The sequence below is a fragment of the Trueperaceae bacterium genome (assembly GCA_031581195.1).
Lineage (GTDB): Bacteria > Deinococcota > Deinococci > Deinococcales > Trueperaceae > SLSQ01.
In genome coordinates, this window is record JAVLCF010000209.1 from 1 (window position 1) to 1,650 (window position 1,650).

A 1,650-nucleotide genomic window follows, 5' to 3' on the forward strand; every position below is an offset into this window, starting at 1 on the left:
GCCGAGGTCCGCGTCCGCGACGACCGTCGATTCGTCGATCCGAAGGGCACCCCCTTGCACGTTACCCACGATGCCGCCGCCGTGGGTGATGGTGGCGTTCCCCGGCAACCTCGGTGACGGGCGGACCTCGACGTCGAACCTCGTTCCCTCGATCGCGACGGTGGTGTCGGGCTTCACGGTACCGACCAACCCCCCCGTTTCGGACTCACCGTGCACGACGGTCGTCACCTGCCCCCCGGTGACGATCAGGGAGGAGGTGTCGTCCTTGGCGACGACGTTCCCGAACGCGCCACCCGTCTGAAAAAGCCCGTCGACGCTCACGTCGACGTCGGGATCGCGCACCACGAGGTCGGACGTCAGGAGCAGCAACCCCGCGAGACCGCCCCCTCGCCACCGGTTGGTGTACATGTTGTCGTTCACCCGTACGTTCGAGCCGAGGACCGACACGTTGGTCCACGTCCCCCCCGTCACCCGCCCCGCAACGACGCCGACGACCGCGCCTCCGCGCACGTCCGCCCCCGAGATCGTGACGTCGCGAATCGTGGCGTCCGCCGCCGCACCGGCCAGCACGGCGACGTCGTAACCCGGGGATCGAGCGAACGGCGACGCGAACGTCACGTCCCGCACCGTCGCTCCAGCCAGCTCTTGGAACAACGCCATGCCGGACCGATCCTTACCCGAATCGATCCCATCCCCATCCATGCGCAGATGATGGATCGCGTGCCCCCCTCCGTCGAACGTGCCGTTGAACGTGGCGCGGTTCACACGACTGCGGTTCCCGTCACGCCCCACGGGCACGAAGTCCACCCCCTTCAGGTCGACGTCGTCCGTCAGGACGAACGATGCGGACCAACAGGCGTCGGTGAAGCTTAACGCGTTGGTCAGCTCGGCGAAGCGGTCGGTCATCGAGGTGAAGGCGGTGACGTCGCCGATTTCAAACGGAGCATCGTCCGACCCCTCGCCCGGCAAAGGCATGCTGCAGGCCTGTGCGAGCGCGGCGCCGGACACGCCCAGAAGCAGCGCCGCGAGCGCCCACCGGGCGACGTGCTGGAGCGGCGACGTCGTCGCGAACGCCCTCATTGCGGCACCTCGTACTCAATCGTGAGTGCCTCCGAACAGGCCTGCTCGCCCGACGCCGGCTCCGGCACCTCCGCACCACACACGTCCACCACGAACGAAGCCGTTGTTGGATCCGACGCCCCCACCGAACCGCCGGAGCCTCCACACGACGAGGCCAACATCGCCAAAAGCACCACACTTCCGACAGGTACGTACCGCTTCAGCAAAACGTAGAACATGGATACAACGCCCACCTTCATGAAGACTTTTCCGTCAAGGACATGCTTCCCTGCACACACCGAAAAGCATTGTCAAAATTTGGTTCAGACGGTATCAGGACGGTGCGGCGCACCGTCAACCCCCCGTCGAGTCCACGCAGCCCCCGCGACGAATACGGCGACCCCCGCCAATGCCGCCGAAAAGTGGCGACACTTCTGCGTACAGCTAGGCCGTACCCACTGCGCAACGTGGGCGCACCCCGACGCTCGAACCTCCACCCCCGCGTTGCCTTCCGGTTCCGACCCCGATGACGTAGAGGCGGTGCGCACGGCACCGCCCCTCCGGAGCTCCCCCGACCCCGCGCGCCTACGG

2 protein-coding genes are annotated in these 1,650 nt (G+C 66.9%); both read right to left on the reverse strand.

What is annotated here, in order from left to right; translation table 11 throughout:
- Window positions 1–1,080: hypothetical protein (locus RI554_11480; protein MDR9392633.1), on the reverse strand; the 1,080-nt coding region annotated here is incomplete at its 3' end.
- On the reverse strand, window positions 1,077–1,298 hold the full coding sequence (locus RI554_11485) for a hypothetical protein (GenBank protein MDR9392634.1): 222 nt from the start codon (window positions 1,296–1,298) through the stop codon (window positions 1,077–1,079). The genes RI554_11480 and RI554_11485, both read right to left, overlap by 4 nt.
- Window positions 1,299–1,650: the final 352 nt, after the last annotated feature.

Bases quoted from the DNA above. Each gene is read 5' to 3' on its own strand.
- RI554_11485 (MDR9392634.1), bottom strand. From the start codon at position 1,298: ATGTTCTACGTTTTGCTGAAGCGGTACGTACCTGTCGGAAGTGTGGTG.